Source organism: Phyllobacterium myrsinacearum, from assembly GCF_002980555.1.
GTDB lineage: Bacteria > Pseudomonadota > Alphaproteobacteria > Rhizobiales > Rhizobiaceae > Phyllobacterium > Phyllobacterium myrsinacearum.
In genome coordinates, this window is the sequence record NZ_PVBT01000001.1 from 460,267 (window position 1) to 475,703 (window position 15,437).

Genomic DNA, 15,437 nt, shown 5'->3' on the forward strand with positions numbered 1-15,437 from the left:
AATCACTGATGCCGATGTGATCTCCCCCCTTGTGGGGGAGATGGGCGGCAGCCCAGAGGGGGGTGAAGGAACCCACCCCCCTCAGATCTGCTTCACAAAACTGTCGAGCACGCGTTTCTGTCCGGCCTTGTCGAAATCGATGGTCAGCTTGTTGCCTTCGATGGACGAGACATTGCCGTTGCCGAACTTGATGTGGAACACCCGGTCGCCGACATCGAAATTCGACGGGGTTTCGCTGACGGATTTGGCAACCAGCTCGCCGTCGATCATGCGGCCTTTGACCGAGCCGCGTCCGGCACCGTGGCCGGAATCCGTCTCGCCATAGCCTATGCGCTCGACCTTTGCGCCGGAGCGCGAGCCCCAATTGTTGCGCGTGGCATCGGAGCGGTTCTGCTGGGCGCGCTGCCAGCCGGGGGTCGAATAGGTATTCTCGAACGGATCGGCGCGGTCGAAGCGTGACTGGCCATAGCCACCGCCGGAGCCGTATCCGCCATAGGAATTGCCCGTTGCAACAACTTCCACATGCGCTTCCGGCAGTTCCTCGAGGAAACGGGAGGGGATGGTCGACTGCCAGAGGCCATGGATGCGCCGATTGGAGACGAACCAGATATGCAGGTTCTTCTTGGCGCGGGTCAGGCCGACATAGGCAAGCCGCCGCTCTTCCTCAAGACCCGAGCGCCCGCCCTCATCCAGCGCACGCTGGTGCGGGAACAGGCCTTCCTCCCAGCCGGGCAAGAAGACGGTTTCGAATTCCAGCCCCTTGGCCGAATGCAGCGTCATGATGTTGACTGCATCGAGATTTTCGTTCTGCTCGGCATCCATGACCAAAGCCACGTGTTCGAGGAAGGACCGCAGCGACTCATACTCCTCCATGGAGCGGATGAGTTCTTTGAGGTTTTCCAGCCGGCCCGGCGCTTCCGCCGAGCGGTCGGCCTGCCACATGGCGGTGTAGCCGGATTCGTCCAGAATCATCTCGGCCAGCTGGGTGTGCGGTGTTGAATCAATCAGTGATTGCCAGCGATGAAAATTTTCAACCACTTCGCGCAGCGCGGAACGGGGTTTGGGCTTCAGTTCTTCCGTCTGCACCAGATCGGCGGCGGCATCGAGCATGCCGATATCGCGGGCGCGGGCATAGTCATGCACCTGCCGCACGGCGGCTTCACCGAGGCCGCGCTTGGGTGTGTTGATGATGCGCTCCAGCGCAAGGTCATCGGACCCCTGGGCCACGACGCGGAAATAGGCGAGGGCATCGCGGATTTCGAGGCGCTCGTAGAACCGCGGGCCACCAACGACGCGGTAATTCAGGCCGAGGGTGACGAAACGGTCTTCGAACTCGCGCATCTGGAAGGAGGCGCGCACGAGGATCGACATGTCATTGAGATTGTGGCCCCGGCGCTGTGCCTGCTCGATTTCCTCGCCGACCGCGCGGGCTTCCTCTTCGGAATCCCAGGCGGCGTGGACATTGACCTTGGCGTCTTCGGCATTCGGCGCATCGGTGAACAGGGTTTTGCCGAGGCGGCCCTCATTGTGGGAAATGAGGAAGGACGCCGCGCCGAGAATATGCGCCGTCGAGCGGTAATTGCGCTCCAGCCGGATCACCACCGCACCGGGAAAATCCTTTTCGAAGCGCAGGATATTGTCGACTTCCGCACCGCGCCAGCCATAGATCGACTGGTCGTCGTCACCGACGCAGCAGACATTCTTCGAGCCCTGCGCGATCAGGCGCAGCCACATGTACTGGGCGGTGTTGGTGTCCTGATACTCGTCGACGAGGATGTAGCGGAATTTGGCGTGATATTCCTTCAGCACATCCGGATAGGCGCGGAACATGCGGATGGGGTGGCAGAGCAGGTCGCCGAAATCGCAGGCATTGAGTGTCTTCAGGCGGTTCTGATAGGCCGTATAGAGTTCGCGGCCCTTGCCATTGGCAAAGGCGCGGGCATCGCCCTCGGGAATTTCCTCCGGGCCGAGGCCCTTGTTCTTCCAGCCGTCGATCATCAGCGCGAACTGCTTGGCGGGCCAGCGCTTGTCGTCGAGCCCTTCGGCCTGAATGATCTGCTTGATCAGGCGGATGACGTCATCGGTGTCGAGAATGGTGAAATCCGAACGCAGGCCGACCAGCTCGGCATGGCGGCGCAAGAGCTTGACGCCGATGGAGTGGAACGTGCCGAGCCACGGCATGCCTTCGACGGCACCGCCGACGAGAACGCCGATGCGCTCCTTCATCTCGCGCGCCGCCTTGTTGGTGAAGGTCACCGCAAGAATCTGGCTGGGATAGGCCTTGCCGAGGGAGAGGATATGGGCGATGCGCGAGGTCAGCACGCGCGTCTTGCCGGTGCCCGCACCCGCAAGAACCAGCACAGGCCCTTCGGTGGTTTCAACCGCAAGGCGCTGTTCGGGGTTGAGGCCATTGAGATAGGGCGGGGCGGCGCGTGCCTGCATGGCGCGTGCAGCTATGCCCTGGGGCTGGCGAGGCGCATCAGGTTCATCGAAGAACGGTATATCGTCGGGCAATCCGGACATGTCACTCCAATGTAGTGATTCGGTATCGAAAAACCAGACCGATCCGATACAAAGCAAGAACATACAGCATTTAGCGCAGAGTTTCCCCTGAAACTTGCGATTGAAATTTGCAATCGTTGATATTGCACCGTTCTGAATTAAGGCATACGCCTAGGTTAGAGAGGAATCTGGCAGCCGATGGCCCGTTCGCAGCCTCATGTCAGGACCATTCGATCTTGATTGAGCTTGGAAAGGACCCCTACCATGGCAATCACTCTGACGGCTCTCCTTTTTCTGATCATTGCGGCTGCCCTTGGTGCGGGCGGTGTCTGGCTCGCCATCCTCGGCGGCAGCTGGTATTATGTCATCGCGGCGCTCGCCTTTCTCGTCACGTCCATTCTTCTGTTCCGGCGGCGCTCGTCTGCTTTGCTGGTCTACGCGCTGCTGGTGATCGGCACGCTGGGCTGGGCCATCTGGGAAATCCGCTTCGACTGGTGGCAGCTGGCCCCGCGCGGCGGCGTGATCATCCTGCTGGCGCTGTGGCTTCTGACGCCCTGGGTGCGCGGGCGGCTGACCCGTGCCGATGCTGAAACTGCCTCGCTGGGGGCAGCGCCGTTGTGGCTGGCCGTTCTGGTGGCACTCGGGGTTGCCGGTTATTCCATGACCCAGGACCCGCTCGATCTTCCCGGACAGCTGAGCCGGGAGGCGGTCACCACCACGCCCGATCTCGGCGGGGTGCCTAATGATGACTGGCATTTCTACGGCCGCAGCCTCTACGGCCAGCGCTATTCGCCCTTGAAACAGATCACGCCGGACAATGTCGGCAAGCTGCAGGTTGCCTGGACCTACCAGACTGGCGACGTGCGCCGTTCCACCGATGTGCCCGAGACGACCTATCAGGTCACACCGCTCAAGGTGCGCGACACGCTCTACATCTGCACGCCGCATAATTTCGTCATTGCGCTCGATGCCGCGAGCGGCAAGGAAAAATGGCGCTTCGATCCGCAGGTGAAGGACAATGACGACCGGCAGCACCAGACCTGCCGCGGCGTGTCCTATTATGCCGATGCCACCGTCGCGGCCGGCCAGCCCTGTGCCGAACGGGTCTACATGCCCACAGCAGATGCCCGGCTGATCGCGCTTGACGCGGCCAATGGTCAGGTCTGCCCAGCCTTTGGCGACAAGGGCACCATCCATCTTGAAACCGGCATGCCCTACAATCCCGCCGGGTATTACTATTCGACCTCGCCGCCGGTCATTGCCGCCGGCAAGATCATTGTCGGCGGCGCGGTCAATGACAATTACTCGATCCACGAACAATCGGGCGTCATCCGCGCCTTCGATATCAATACGGGCGCGCTGGTGTGGAACTGGGACTCCGGCAATCCCGATGTGACGACGCCGCTGCCGGAAGGGCAGAAATACACGGCCAATTCGCCCAACAGCTGGTCGATCTCCAGCGCCGATGAAAAGCTCGGGCTCATCTATGTGCCGCTCGGCAACCAGACGCCAGACCAGCTTGGCGCCGGGCGGTCGGCCAATGTGGAGAAATTCTCCTCCTCCATCGTGGCACTCGATCTCAATACCGGGCAGATGCGCTGGGTGCGCCAGACGGTGCATCACGATCTCTGGGACATGGATGTGCCCTCGCAGCCAAGCCTTGTCGACATCAACACCGCAAGCGGGCCGGTCCCGGCGCTGGTCGGTCCGACAAAACAGGGCGATATCTATGTGCTCGACCGGCGCTCGGGCGAGCCGATCATTCCGGTCGAGGAGGTGCCTGCGCCCGGCGGTGCCATCGAGGGGGATCACACCTCACCGACCCAGCCGGTTTCCGGCCTGACATTCATGCCGCGCCCGCTGCAGGGCAAGGATATGTGGGGTGTGACGCTGTTCGACCAGCTGGCCTGCCGCATCAATTTCCTCAAGCTGCGGTATGAGGGACGCTACACACCGCCATCGCTGCAGGGCTCACTGATCTATCCCGGCAATTTCGGCGTGTTCAACTGGGGCGGCGTGGCGGTCGATCCGGAGCGGCAGGTGATGTTCGGCATGCCGACCTATCTGGCCTTCACCTCGCGGCTCGTGCCGCGCGCCGATGTCCCGGCACCGGGTGCCGGTACAAAGGGCAGCGAGCAGGGGCTCAACCGCAATGAAGGCGCGCCCTATGCGGTGGTGATGGGCCCGTTCGTCTCGCCGCTCGGCCTGCCGTGCCAGACCCCGCCCTGGGGCTATGTGGCGGGGGCGGACCTGCGGACCGGCAAGATCGCCTGGAAGCACCGCAATGGAACGGTGTATGATTCCTCGCCGCTGCCCCTGCCGCTCAAGGTCGGGGTGCCGGGGCTGGGCGGCCCGATCATCACGGCGGGCGGCGTCGCGTTCCTCGGCGCAACGGTCGATAACTATCTGCGCGCCTATGACGTGACCAACGGCAAGCAGCTGTGGGAAGGGCGTCTTCCGGCGGGCGGACAATCCACGCCCATGTCCTATGCGCTGGGTGATGGACGGCAGTTCGTTGTCATCGTTGCGGGCGGGCATGGCTCGATCAACACCAAGGCGGGCGACTACGTCATCGCCTACACCCTGCCGAAATAAGCAGGGCACACGACAGGAGCCTTCCCGGCCAGGTCCGGGGAGGCCTCTGGCGACTATTCTTATCCCGTTGACGCTGCACAAAACTGCTTATATCAATTGATGCGGCAGATACGGCCAGCCGCTCGCGGGGTTTTAACCCATGGTGAATGTATCGGACAAAGCTGCGTTTCATCCTTTGCATGGTGAACGGGTCGGCAATGCGGGCACTGACTTTCCGCGTTCACCCCTATGAAGGATAGACGATGCGCACATTTCATGACGCCAAGGCGATGGCCAAATCGCTGCGACAGGCGCTTGCCGCCAAAAATATCGAGATTTCACACAGCGACGGTCTGGAACTTGTTGCGGCCGGGTTCGGTCTCGACAATTGGAACGTGCTTGCGGCAAAGATCGCGGAGGACGGGCCTGTGCCGAAGGGAGCCATCTCTTTTGGAGCGGCCAACCCGATCCTGCGGATTTTCGACGTTGACAAGGCCAAGGAGTTTTACCTGGACTATCTCGGCTTCACCCTCGACTGGGAGCACCGGTTCGAGGACAACATGCCGCTTTACTGTCAGGTGACACGCTCCGGCCTGACGCTGCATCTGAGCGAACACTCCGGCGACGCCAGCCCCGGCGCCCGGGTTTTCGTGCGCATGACGGGGATTGAAGCCTTTCATAAGGAGCTTCATTCCAGAAACTACCGCTTCATGAAGCCAGGTCTTGAGGAAGCGCCCTGGGGGCGCGAAGTGCACGTGATCGATCCGTTCAGCAACCGGATCAGCTTTTGCGAAGACAAGTAGGTTTTGCTGCGAGGCAGCGCCGGAGCAGTCCGGCGCTGTCTCACATTCGTTAACGCTGCGGCAGTTTCAACGGGCTGCCCGCTTTAATGGTGCGGATGGCGAAGTTGGAGCGGATATCGGCAATGCCGGGCAGCACAAGCAGTTTTTCCGTCAAAAAGCGCTCATAGGCGCTCAGATCCTCCACCACCACCTCAGCCAGAAAATCCGCTGTTCCCGATATCAGGAACGCGCCCGTCACTTCCGGCATGGCAATGAGAGCGGCCTGCTGGGCATCGGAATTTTCCCGGCTGTGCTGGCCGACCTTGATCTCGACGAATACGGTCAGGCCAAGCCCGACCTCCTTGCGGTCGATATCGGCACGGTAACCGCGGATGACGCCGGATTTTTCCAGGTTGCGGATGCGGCGCAGGCAGGGCGAGGGTGACAGGTTCACCTTGTCGGCGATCTCGACATTGCTTGCCCGCGCATCGGTCTGCAACGCTTCGAGGATGCCGATGTCGAATTTATCCAGATTTGGCATAAGTCACCTTTTTGTCAGGCATATCTTCCTGAATATTGCTGAAATGCTAGTCAAAGTGGCATGAACTTGCAAGGACATGCCCCGGCATCCCGCGCTAATCTCCTGTCAACAGCAGTCCACGGGACTGATTTTGAAAGGATATTACGATGGTCGCCCTTGTTCAGGACTACAAGACATCCCCTTCCTCCGGCGCCGGCTATGCCGGTGCGCTGGTTACTGTTTTCATCTGGGCCACATGGATCGTCGCCACGCGTCACAGCAGCGGCACGCCTCTCGGCACGGTCGACCTTGGCCTGATCCGCTATGGCGTGCCGGCGCTGGTCCTGTCTCCCGTCTGGTTGCGCACTGGGCTTATCCCGCGCAATGTGCCGCCGCTCCTCCTTGCGGTCATGGTTTGCGGCGCGGGCGCCCTGTTCTTCCAGATCACCACCTTTGCCATCCATTCCACACCGGCATCCGCCGTCGGCGTGCTGCTCGGCGGATCGATGCCGCTGGCCGCCGCCCTGATCGGCATGGTTGTTTTCGGCGAGCGGCCCGACCTGTCGCGCAGTCTCGGGCTTGCGGCCATTGTCGGCGGCCTCGCCATCCTTTTGACCCGCGCCATTGCCGGACAGGACATCACCTGGATCAGTTTCGTGTTTCTCCCGCTTGGCGCCTTGCTGTGGGCCGGCTACACCCACGCCTTCCGCCGTTCCGGCCTCAGTGCCCTGGAGGGCGGGGCGCTCATCGCCGTATGGTCGTTCATCATCCATGCGGGGCTTGCCCTGGTTTTCGGCACGACGCTTGCCAGTGTGCCGCTGGCTGAAATCGGCCTGCAGTTTCTCAGTCAGGGCGTGCTCTCCGGACTTGCCGCCATGCTGGCCTACGGCATCGCGGTTCGGGCCCTCGGCGGCAGCCAGGCAGCGGCCTTCAGCGCCCTCACGCCTGTCCTTGCAGCATTTGGTGGCGCCATCTTCCTTGACGAGGCGGTCGGCGTCTGGGAAATTACCGCCGCAGTGATGACTGGACTCGGCGTTGCGCTCTCCACCGGTGTCCTTTCCCATCGCCTGAAAGGGTGATGGGAAACGGCGGGGGTTTGATGGCCCGGCAGTCCTTTTCGATGGAAAGAGCCACAATGGACAAGCCGAAGAAAACTCCTACGATCAGTCAGGCCATGGTCGATGCCTATGATGAATACACGCACCTGACCCTCGACCGCCGCTCCTTCATGGACAAGCTCGCCAAACTGGCGGGGTCCGGCGCCGCTGCCGCTGTCATCGCACCGATGCTGGCGGCCAATTCGGCACAGGCTGCGGTTGTCGCATCCGACGATCCGCGGCTGCTCACCAAGGACGTCATTCATTCCGGCCCGGCGGGAGACATGAAGGGCTATAGCGTACGCCCGACCGACACGACGGCGAAACTGCCGGTGGTCGTGGTCATTCACGAGAATCGCGGTCTCAACGGCCATATCCGCGATGTCGCCCGGCGCATGGCGCTGGAAGGCTTTACGGTTTTTGCACCGGACTTTCTGTCCTCGGCCGGCGGCACGCCTTCGGACGAAGACAAGGCGCGCGACCTGATTGCCAATCTCGACCCCGAAAAGACCATTGCCGAAGGCGTCGAGACGATCTCCTATCTCAAGGCGGTCAAGTATGCCAATGGCAAGGTCGGCGTCATGGGCTTTTGCTGGGGCGGCGGACTGGTCAACGATCTGGCCGTGCATTCGCCGGATCTCGATGCCGGGGTGGCCTATTACGGCCGCCAGCCCAAGGCCGAGGATGTCGCAAAAATCAAGGCGCCGCTGCTGCTGCACTATGCGGGCCTCGATACGCGGATCAATGCGGGCATTGACGGCTACAGAAAAGCGCTTGAGAACAACGGCAAGACGTTTGACATCGAGGTCTATGACGGCGTCAACCACGCGTTCAATAATGATACGTCCACCGCCCGCTACAGCAAGGAAGCGGCCGATCTCGCCTGGGGCCGCACGGTCGCGTTCTTCAAGAAATATCTGAGCTGACGGCACCGCACATTTCCCGTCCCCGTGAAACCAATGGCTTGCCAGACCGTTCCGGGCACTGCTAGTCACAACAACGGAACGCGACGGGAAATGCCTTCATGCGCTATATAACTGCCTTTCTGGTCTTCATGGTGATATCGCTTGCGCATATGCAGGCGGGCTTTGCGCAGGAGGCTGTTTTCCCGGAAGGCTCCAGCGTCGGCCTGGTTGTCCCCAGGAACATGCAGCCGTCGTCGACATTCAGCGGCTTTGAAGACCCGGCTATGGGCGCGACCATTGTCCTGACCGAACTGCCGGTGGATGCCTATGCGCAAATCTCCGCCAAGTTCAATGCGGAAGGTCTGGCGCCCACGGGCATCGTTGTCAGCGGTGCCGCACAGGACTGGCAGGTCAAGGGCGCGTCGGCGGCCAAATATATTCATGGCAGCCAGATTGCCTCCGGTATCAAATACCGCAAATGGATTGTCCTGTCGCAGGCACCGACAACCACCACGATGGTCACCATGCAAATTCCCGACGGCGTTGCCGGCGCCCCATCGGATGCGGATGTCGAAGACACATTGCGCTCGATTGCCGTGCGCACCCCGCCAACCCTTGAGGAACAGATCGCGGCTCTGCCGTTCAAGGTGGGTGATCTCGCCGGATTTCGTCCGATCCGCGCCATTGCCGGGGCAACCTATCTCCTGACCGACGGACCGCAGGACGTTCCCGCCAGCGCAGCGCAGCCGGTGATCATCATCGCGTCCAATCTCGGCAATGCGCCCGAGGCTCCCGCACGCATGGATTTTGCCAGAAAGGCCTTTGCATCGCTGACCGGGATCAAGGATGTCCGCTCGGACAATGAAAGCAGCGCGCCGGCCGATGGCGGGGAATGGGTGGATATTGACGGCAGCGCCAAGGATGCGACGGGCGGCGACCCGCTCTATGTTGCCCAGGTCGCCCGGTTCGCCGGTGACCGCTACGTTCGCGCGATCCTGATCGTGCGCGCCAGCGAGAAGGATAAATTTGCCGAGCGTTTCCGCAGGCTGGCCAAGTCGCTGACGATCAATTAAAATCGGGCATGGATAAAACCTATCGACTCAGCAAAGACGAGATACGGCCATTGGTCCGCAATTACGGCGGCTGTATTGCAACCGATACGATCACAATTGACGGCTATCCCGTGCGCTTCATGTACCGCGAGGATCCCGACAACCCACTGGACAGCGGCTGGCGTTTTCTCTCGGGCTTCGAAAGTGACGACTATATGGAAGACCCGGAGAACAGCGGGATTTTCGACGTCAACACTATCGCCAATTACGATCCCAGCATCATCCCTCTGCTCGACTCGCCTGTTGGCAGCGTGTTCGAGCGGACCGGCGAACAGGAGCGCTTTGTCCGGGTCACCGACTGGGAACCCAGCGATGACGATGAGGAGTGAAGGGCGGTGCCCGGATCAACCGGCATAACAATATTGCATTGATTATCTCACTGACTTTCTTCCCTAACCCTTGCGGTTCTCTCACACAGAGTTACAACTGGACAAGTCGCGTGCACTGACTGAAAATGCACGCGAATTGGACGAATCCTCGATTGGAATTCTGGAGACCGGAATGGCATTGGCTGATGCAGGAGCAATGGCGCGCAATGAAAATGGTATTGCGACCGTTGTTTCGATTCTTAAGAAAAGGTTTGGTGACAACGCGCAGACGGGCAAATCCATCCGCGAACAGCATGGCCACACCACCAGCTATGTCCCCAACCAGGCCCCCGATCTCGTGGTTTTCGCCGAAACGACCGAAGACGTTCAGGAAGTGGTGCGTCTGTGCAGCGAGTGGCAGGTGCCGGTCATTCCGTTCGGCACCGGTACGTCGCTGGAAGGCCATGTGAATGCGCCGGCGGGCGGTGTTTCCATCGATCTGTCGCGGATGAACCGCATTCTCAAGGTCTATACGGAAGACCTTAACGTCGTGGTTGAGCCGGGCATTACCCGCAAGGAACTCAACGAATATCTGCGCGATACCGGCCTGTTCTTCCCGATCGATCCGGGCGCCAATGCCAGCCTTGGCGGCATGGCCGCCACCCGCGCTTCGGGCACCAATGCCGTGCGCTACGGCACCATGCGCGAAAACGTGCTGGCGCTGAAAGCCGTCATGCCGGACGGGCGCCTGATCAGCACGGCAAAGCGGGTCAAGAAGACCTCGGCCGGGTACGATCTGACCCGGCTGCTCGTCGGCTCCGAAGGCACGCTCGGCATCATCACCGAACTGACGCTGAAGCTCTATGGCATTCCGCAGGCGATCTCCGGCGGAATCTGTGCGTTTCCGGATCTCGAAAGCGCCTGCAATGCGGTGATCGAGACCATCCAGATGGGCATTCCCGTGGCGCGTATCGAGCTGGTCAACAGCCTGCAGATGCAGGCGATGATCAATTATTCCAAGCTTGATTATCCGGTTGCTCCCTATCTCTTTGTCGAGTTCCATGGCAGTGACGCCGGTGTGGCCGAACAGGCGGAACTTTTCGGCGAGATTGCAGCGGCCAATGGCGGCGGCGCATTCAAATGGACGGCCAATCTGGAAGAGCGGGAAAAGCTGTGGTCGGCGCGGCACAATTCCTACTTCGCCTGCATGACGCTGGCGCCCGGAAAGCAGTCGCTGTCGACAGATGTGTGCGTGCCGATTTCGCGCCTGGCCGAATGTATTGTCGCAACGGAGAAGGATATTGCAGCGAGCGGGCTGATCGCACCGATTGTCGGCCATGCGGGCGACGGCAATTTCCACGTGCTGATCCTGTTTGACGACAAGAATCCGGAGGAAATCCAGAACGTGGAAGCCTTTGTCGAGCGTCTCAATCTCAGGGCGATTGCCATGGATGGAACCTGCACCGGCGAGCACGGCATCGGCCAGGGCAAGATAAAATTCCTCCGGCTCGAGCTTGGCGGCGCGGTTGACGTGATGGAATCGATCAAGCGGGCGATCGATCCGGGCAATATCATGAATCCCGGCAAGATCTTACGCCTGTAACTTTGCACGTTGATTCCGCATCTTCGCCCAATTTGTGAACGGTGCGGTGTATATGGTGCTCAACGCGTAGGAATGGAGCTGAAACACTGGCGCGCCTTTTTGTTCTGATCGGCGGATTACTGGTACTGGTGCTGACGGCGGCACTGGTGGTGCCGTATTTTGTCGACTGGGCCGGTTACCGCTCTTCGTTTGAACGGGAGGCATCGGCGCTTCTCGGGCGGCGTGTCACGGTTGCCGGAACGGCCAGTGCGCGGCTCCTGCCGTTTCCGTCGGTGACCTTCTCCGACGTCAAGGTTGGCGATCCCGGATCGGCGCCGGTCATGACGATCGACAAGTTTTCGATGGATGCGGAACTTGCGCCGTTCCTGCGCGGCGAGATTCTCATTTTCGACATGCGGCTGGAGAAACCGACCGCGTCAGTCAACATCGACCGCAACGGTGTGATCGACTGGGCTATCCGGCCGCAGACATCGTTCGGCTCCACGCAGGTCAAGCTGGAAAACGTGCAGATCACCAATGGGTCCGTGGTGGTGCGCGATGCCTCAACCGCGACGGTGCGCACCGTGAACGACCTCAATGCGACGGTGTCGGCGACCAAGCTCAGCGGGCCATGGAAATTCGACGGCACGCTGCTGTTCAACGGGGAGCGGACCAGCGTCTCCGCTTCCACCGGGCAGTTGAAGCCGGATGGCTCGCTCAACGTGCATGCCCGTCTGACACCGGATGGCATTCCGGCGGTGCTTGAAACCGATGGCGGGGTGACGCTTGACAAGGGCGCGCTGAAATATGCCGGCAGCATCAATATCCGTTCGGCTGACGAGACAGCGCCCAAGGCAGTGGCAGCTGGCAAGGGGACGCCAGCCGAAGACAAGCCGCTTCTCTCCAGTGTGCGTGTGAGCGGGCGCTTCGAAGCCGATCATGCCAGCGTGACAATTCCGGAGTTCCGCATGGAGCAGGGGACGGTTGACGACCCCTACATCGTCAATGGCAACGCGCTTTTCGACTATGGCAACAACCCCCGGTTTGAAATCAAGGCGGATGGCCAGCAGGTCACGTTCGACAACCAGAACGAGGACAGCAAGGGCAGCAAGCCGACGCCGCACACGGCGGCGCAGCGGCTGGGCGTGTTCCGCCGCCTGATGGACCAGCTGCCCATTCCGACGGTTCCGGGCAGCATCGATCTGAAACTTCCGGCCATCGTGGCGGGCGACACCACCATCCGTTCGGTGCGGATCGATGCGGAGCCCTCCGGCGGCGCCTGGAAGATCAACCAGCTGCGCGCGGAACTGCCCGGACGAACCCAGTTCGAGGCCAGCGGCATGCTGCAGATCGGCAAGGATTTCGGCTTTGACGGAAAACTGCTCGTCGCATCGCGCCAGCCCTCGGGCCTGGCTGCCTGGCTGACCGATACGGTGGATGAATCGATCCGGCGGCTGGCGGGGGCGGGTTTTTCCGGCGATGTGAAACTGCACGACGACCTGCAGCGCATCGACAATCTGGAAGTGGCGCTTGGCGGCGCCTCGCTGAAGGGATCGCTGATCCGCAGCGCCAAGGGCGAATCGGTGCCGCTAACCCAGCTGACACTGGACGGCGGTGCGCTGGATGGCGATGCGCTGGAAGCTTTCGCCGCCATCTTCGGCCGCAACACGCCGTCAGAGGCGGGCAAGGGCGCGCCGCAACTGGCGGGTGAAGATCTCGATGTGCGCGTGAAGGCCGGGCCGGTCAGTCATGGCGGGCTGGTGGCCGAAACGCTCGATACGGGCTTTCGCCTGCGCGACGGCGTCTTCGACATCGACCGCCTGACCGTGGGCAATGTGTCCGGGGCGACGATTACTGCAACCGGCAAGATCGCGCCGTTCAAGGCCGAGCCTTCCGGTTCGCTCGATGCAACGGTTCTCTCGGATGACATGGCGCCTTTCGTTGCGGCACTGGCGGCGCAGTTTCCCGACTTCCCCTTCCTGACGGCCCTCAATGAGCATGCGGCCAGATTTCCTGGACTGTTTGAGGCAACGGAGCTGAGCATCATCGCCAATGCGCTGCATGGCAAGGATGCCGCCGATGAGTTTTCGCTGAGTGCGGCGGGGAAAACCGGCGGCATGGATATCACGCTTTCCGGCACCACCAGCCAGGGCACCGGCAAGTCGCGCGTGCTCGAACTGACGATGAATGCGCGCACGGATCACGGCGAGAATGTGATGGCCCTGATGGGGCTTCCGGCGCTGCCGCTCGGCCTTGCCGGTGAGCTGGAGGCGGACCTGGCCCTGAAAGGCAATGGCAAGGACGGCATCCAGACACAGCTTGCGCTCAAAGCGCCGGATGGCCAGGCGCTCGTCGATGGCAGTTTGCGCAGCACCAACGGCCTGTTGAACGGCGAAGGGCGGGCGTCGATCAAGGCCAGCGATCTGGAACCGTATCTTGCCACGGTCGGCTATTCACTGCCGGGATTTGGCAGTGGCATGCCCGTCGACATGGCCAGCAGCTTCCAGCTTGCCAAGGGCCGGCTGGTGCTGCCGGATCTGAACGGCAAGGTGCATGATACAAAGATTGCCGGCCGTCTCGATCTCGGCGTGAACAACGGCATTCCCGATGCGCAGGGCAATCTGACGCTTGGCAGGGCCGATCTTCCCGCGGTGGTACAGTTCATGCTCGGCACCGGCGCCCTCGATGCGGGCGGGCAAACGCACTGGCCGAAGGAAACCTTTGCCAAGGCGCCGCTGTTCCCGGCCGATTTCAATCTCAAGATCAAGGCCGATGAGGCCGATGCCGGTGTTCTCGGGCGGGTTGGCAAGCTTCAATCCACGGTATCGCTGAAAGACGGCTATCTGCGCCTCGACGATACGCAGGGAGAGGTTCTCGGCGGCAACGTCAAGGGAACATTCGAGCTGCGCAACACCAGCGGCACCGGTCTTGCGGCCGGCCAGTTCACGCTGGAGCAGGCCTCTCTCGATGATCTCTACACGCCTGACGACCATGAGCCGCTGATGGGGACAGCCAAGATCGTCGCCTCGGTCAATGCAACCGGCACCTCCATCGCCGACATGATGGCGTCGGTCGCCGGTTCGGGCGTTGTTTCCGTGGATGATCTGGCCATTGACACTATCAATCCCGGCGCGCTCAAGCCCATTCTGGGCGATGCCGATGGGCTGTCGGGCCCGATCACCGCCGATGCGGTGAACGGCGTGATCGGCAAATATCTGCATGCGGGACCGTTCAATGCGGGCGCGGCGGAGTTTGCCTTTACCATTGCCGGCGGCACGGCGCGGACATCGACGTTCCAGCTGAAAAGCCCCGGCGCAACCCTGAATGCCGATCTGCGGCTCAACCTTCCCGACATGACCATGGCTTCTCAGGGCCGTTTCTCGTTCGATCCGGGCAAGCTGGTGGTTGCCGGTGCCGAGCCGGTCGTCGAGTTCAAGGGCGAGGGGCCGTGGCGTGCGCCGAAATGGACGCTGAACCGTCAGCCGCTGGAACAGTTCCTGACGCAGCGCACGCTGGAGCGCGAGCAGCAGCGCGTCGAAACCATGCAGGCATCGCTGGTTGAAAAGCAGCGGCTGCGCCGCGAGGCCCTCTTGTACCAGAGCAAGGCCACGGAGCGGCAAAGGCTTGCGGAAGAAGCACGGGTGAAGGCGGAACAGGAAGCGGCTGACAAGGCCGAAGCCGAGCGGCAGGCGGCGGAACGGGCTGCGGCCGAGAAAGCCGCGGCGGAAAAGGCGGCCGCCGAAAAGCACGCCGCGGAAGAGGCGGCCCGGAAGGCGCGCGAGCAGACGCCCCCTCCCAGCGGCGGGGCGCAGATGCCGCCGCCGCAGCAGCAGGGAAGCGGTGCCCTCAACAAGCAGTCCGTGGACGATTTCCTGAAGACGCTGGGGCCAACGGTCGAGTAGAGGCTGGCGGATTGTGGATGCGTTTTCACCCCCCTCTGTCCTGCTGGACATCTCCCCCACAAGGGGGGAGATCACATCGGCATCAATGGTTTTACGCAATTTTCAATGTTGAAGATTAGCTGAAATAGCTGTGAAAGCTGATCTCCCCCCCTT

At 61.5% G+C, this 15,437-nt stretch carries 10 protein-coding genes; 8 read left to right on the plus strand and 2 right to left on the minus strand.

All coding sequences use genetic code 11. The annotated features are described in order from the left end of the window. Positions 1-81 precede the first annotated feature (81 nt). Positions 82-2,523 (minus strand): ATP-dependent helicase, encoded by a 2,442-nt coding sequence (locus C5750_RS02165; RefSeq protein ID WP_105733067.1) that lies wholly within the window; start codon positions 2,521-2,523, stop codon positions 82-84. Positions 2,524-2,766: 243 nt separating this feature from the next. Between C5750_RS02165 and C5750_RS02170 the strand changes: the two genes are divergently transcribed. Together C5750_RS02170 and C5750_RS02175 are read left to right on the plus strand one after the other, a co-directional pair. Then, a complete protein-coding gene (locus tag C5750_RS02170; RefSeq protein WP_105732217.1) occupies positions 2,767-5,097 on the plus strand; it encodes a glucose/quinate/shikimate family membrane-bound PQQ-dependent dehydrogenase in 2,331 nt (776 codons plus the stop codon). A gap of 242 nt (positions 5,098-5,339) precedes the next feature. Beyond that, entirely contained in the window at positions 5,340-5,879 is a 540-nt protein-coding gene (locus C5750_RS02175) for a glyoxalase superfamily protein (protein ID WP_105732218.1), read from the plus strand. Positions 5,880-5,928: 49 nt separating this feature from the next. Here the strand turns inward: C5750_RS02175 and C5750_RS02180 are convergent, their stop codons facing one another. Then, a complete protein-coding gene (locus C5750_RS02180; RefSeq protein ID WP_105732219.1) occupies positions 5,929-6,399 on the minus strand; it encodes an Lrp/AsnC family transcriptional regulator in 471 nt (156 codons plus the stop codon). A 140-nt stretch (positions 6,400-6,539) separates the two neighbouring features. Here C5750_RS02180 and C5750_RS02185 point away from each other — a divergent pair, with 140 nt between their 5' ends. The 6 genes from C5750_RS02185 to C5750_RS02210 all read left to right on the plus strand — a co-directional run bounded on the left by C5750_RS02185 (position 6,540) and on the right by C5750_RS02210 (position 15,284). Continuing rightward, on the plus strand, positions 6,540-7,457 hold the full coding sequence (locus C5750_RS02185) for a DMT family transporter (protein WP_425350419.1): 918 nt from the start codon (positions 6,540-6,542) through the stop codon (positions 7,455-7,457). Positions 7,458-7,513: 56 nt separating this feature from the next. After that, complete coding sequence (locus C5750_RS02190) at positions 7,514-8,401, plus strand: dienelactone hydrolase family protein (protein WP_105733068.1); 888 nt, start codon at positions 7,514-7,516, stop codon at positions 8,399-8,401. Positions 8,402-8,499: 98 nt separating this feature from the next. Continuing rightward, the gene (locus C5750_RS02195; RefSeq protein ID WP_105732221.1) at positions 8,500-9,453 is read left to right on the plus strand and encodes a hypothetical protein; all 954 of its coding nucleotides are present in this window, start codon (positions 8,500-8,502) and stop codon (positions 9,451-9,453) included. Positions 9,454-9,461: 8 nt separating this feature from the next. Further along, positions 9,462-9,821 (plus strand): DUF2185 domain-containing protein, encoded by a 360-nt coding sequence (locus C5750_RS02200; RefSeq protein ID WP_105732222.1) that lies wholly within the window; start codon positions 9,462-9,464, stop codon positions 9,819-9,821. Between the two features lie 172 nt (positions 9,822-9,993). Then, positions 9,994-11,403, plus strand: coding sequence for an FAD-binding oxidoreductase (locus C5750_RS02205; RefSeq protein ID WP_105733069.1), 1,410 nt, complete (start codon positions 9,994-9,996; stop codon positions 11,401-11,403). A gap of 41 nt (positions 11,404-11,444) precedes the next feature. Continuing rightward, positions 11,445-15,284 (plus strand): AsmA family protein, encoded by a 3,840-nt coding sequence (locus C5750_RS02210; protein WP_105732223.1) that lies wholly within the window; start codon positions 11,445-11,447, stop codon positions 15,282-15,284. Positions 15,285-15,437: the final 153 nt, after the last annotated feature.